Annotated in this window: 2 protein-coding genes; one reads left to right on the forward strand and one right to left on the reverse strand. The window is 54.6% G+C overall.

Annotated features, from left to right (window positions below):
• Positions 1–144 precede the first annotated feature (144 nt).
• On the forward strand, positions 145–783 hold the full coding sequence (locus NNN71_RS24380) for an RpiB/LacA/LacB family sugar-phosphate isomerase (RefSeq protein ID WP_065357827.1): 639 nt from the start codon (positions 145–147) through the stop codon (positions 781–783).
• Between the two features lie 63 nt (positions 784–846).
• On the opposite strand, the gene NNN71_RS24385 is transcribed toward NNN71_RS24380, so the two are convergent.
• Positions 847–2,271 carry an MFS transporter gene (locus tag NNN71_RS24385; protein WP_167575548.1) on the reverse strand — a complete coding sequence of 475 codons (1,425 nt, stop codon included), beginning with the start codon at positions 2,269–2,271 and terminating at the stop codon, positions 847–849.
• Positions 2,272–2,381 lie beyond the last annotated feature (110 nt).

A 2,381-nucleotide genomic window follows, 5' to 3' on the forward strand; every position in this document is an offset into this window, starting at 1 on the left:
GCATAGGCCAAAAGTGTGACCGCCTCAGTAAAAAGTAAAACCATTTTTCATAAAATTTGAAAGTGCGTTTGTCTGGTAGTAAGGTTACTGTAACGTAATCGAACGACTGCGGGAAATCCCGCGTAGCTTTCAGGAGAGGAAAGAATGAAAATTGCACTGATGATGGAAAACAGCCAGGCCAGCAAAAACGCGACTATTCATCATGAGTTAAAAGCCGTTGCCGATGAAAAAGGCTTCCCGGTCTACAACGTGGGCATGAGCGATGAAAACGATCATCACCTGACCTACATTCACCTGGGTATCATGGCCAGCATCTTGTTGAACTCTAAAGCGGTAGATTTCGTCGTCACTGGCTGTGGTACCGGTCAGGGTGCGCTGATGTCCCTGAACATCCACCCGGGCGTTGTTTGTGGCTACTGCCTGGATCCAGCAGACGCCTTCCTGTTTGCCCAGATCAACAACGGTAACGCGCTGTCTCTGGCCTTCGCCAAAGGTTTTGGCTGGGGTGCGGAACTGAACGTTCGCTATATGTTTGAAAAAGCGTTCACCGGCCGTAATGGCGAAGGCTACCCGCCAGAGCGTAAAGAACCTCAGGTTCGTAACGCCGGTATCCTGAACCAGGTTAAAGCGGCGGTGGTGAAAGAGAACTATCTGGATACTCTGCGCGCTATCGACCCGGCGCTGGTGAAAACTGCCGTCTCCGGTCAGCGTTTCCAGGAATGCTTCTTTGAAAACTGCCAGAACAAAGAAATCGAAGCCTTTGTTCGTGAGATCCTGGCGTAAGTCAGACGTTCTCCTTTCTAATAAAAACCCACGCTCTGGCGTGGGTTTTTTTATGCCGTGAACTCAGGCTTTGGCTTTCTTCGACACCGCGCTGCCCGCGTCTCGCGTCAGATGCAGGGTATCTATCATCCCCACCAGGCAAATCAGCGCGATAAAGACAAAGGCCAGACGGAAGCTGATACCGGGTACCGCGCTGAGATCCAGTACGGCGCTGAGTTTCTCACCGATACGAATCCCAATCGCCCCGAGTGTGATACCCAGGCCAATCGCCAGCTGGCTGGCGGTACTGAACAGCGTGTTGGCATAGCTCATTTGCGGTGAGGGTACGTCGGCAAACGCCAGCGTGCTGACGCCGGTAAATTGAATCGAGCGGAACACGCCGCCGAGGTACAGTACCAGCATAATCACCCATACCGGCGTCTGCGGTGTCAGGAAGGCGCAGGCGACCAGCGCCAGCACGTTCAGCGCACCGTTAATCAACAGCAGGCGGCGGAAGCCCAGCCAGCGAATGAGCGGAGTGGTGGCCGGCTTAATCGTCAGGTTGCCCACGAACACCGCCAGCACCAACAGGCCGGAGTGGAACGGATCCATACCAAAACCGACCTGAAAGAGTAGGGGAAGCAGGAACGGTACGGCACTGATGGAAGCGCGGAACAATGAACCGCCGTACATCGTGACGCGGAAAGTGGGCACCTTGAGTGCATCCATTCGGATCATCGGCGCCGGGCTGCGGCGGAAATGGGACAGCGCATAGTAAAAAGTGGCGCTGCCAAGCAGCAGTAGCGTGATGATTAAGCCGCCCTGCATCTTCTCTGCGCCCAGCAGTTCCATCGCGTAGACCAGGCTCACCATTGACACCGAGGTGGCGAGAAAACCCGGTAGATCGAATGGCCGCCGCTCATCGTCGCGGATGTTGGGGATAATCCGCAACGCCAGCAGGATGGCGATAATGCCCAACGGGACATTAATGAAGAATATCCAGCGCCAGTCGGCCACTTTGGTAATAAATCCACCCAGCGGAGGCCCGATAATCGGCGCAATCAGCGCGGGCCAGGTGAGCGTGGCAATGGCGGTGATGAGCAGGTGTTTTGGCGTGGTACGAAGGACGGCTAACCGCCCGACAGGAACCATCAGCGCGCCGCCTACGCCTTGTAGAATACGCATGGCCACAAAACCGTGAGCACTGGTGGCGAGGCCGCAAAATACGGAAGAGACGGTGAAAATGGCGAGCGCGAGGCTGAATATGGTGCGCGCGCCGAAGCGGTCCGCTATCCAGCCGCTGGCCGGTATGAGTACGGCCAGCGTGATCAGGTAGGCGCTAATGCCGATATTAAGATCGACGGCTTCGACGCCAAAGGTTTTCGCCATATCTGGCAGGGCGGTGGCAATCACCGTCCCATCGAGGAACTCCATAAAGAATGCACCGGCCACAAGCAGCGCTGCAGGGGATACCCCACGGCTCGCCTGGGCCTGGAGAGGCTCATTCATCGTTGCGTTACCCTATCAAATTAATACGTAAAATTTATAGATTTTGTAGATGCTGCAAGTGACAGACTTTCATAACAATTTCTTTATAAATTTAACATGTATGGTAGTTA

Origin of the sequence: Kluyvera sp. Awk 3 (genome assembly GCF_028069715.1) — a bacterium.
GTDB classification, from domain to species: domain Bacteria; phylum Pseudomonadota; class Gammaproteobacteria; order Enterobacterales; family Enterobacteriaceae; genus Kluyvera; species Kluyvera georgiana_A.